At 70.7% G+C, this 215-nt stretch carries 1 protein-coding gene; it reads right to left on the reverse strand.

What is annotated here, in order from left to right:
* Positions 1-215 (reverse strand): alpha/beta fold hydrolase (locus IO39_RS43815; protein WP_043638070.1); only part of this gene is annotated, 215 nt, incomplete at both ends.

Raw genomic sequence — 215 nt, forward strand, 5'->3', positions numbered from 1 at the left:
GTCTCGGCGTAGGCCAGGATCAGCGTCGAGCCCCACGAGCCGCCGTACAGCAGCCACCGGTCGATGCCGAGGTGCTCGCGCAGCAGCTCCATGTCGGCGATCAGGTGCCGGGTGGTGTTGCGGGTCAGGTCGGTCGCCGGGTCACTGGCGTGCGGGCGGCTGCGGCCGCAGTTGCGCTGGTCGAACAGGACGATGCGGAACCGCTCCGGGTCGAA

The sequence above is a fragment of the Nonomuraea candida genome (genome assembly GCF_000725485.1).
Lineage (GTDB): Bacteria > Actinomycetota > Actinomycetes > Streptosporangiales > Streptosporangiaceae > Nonomuraea > Nonomuraea candida.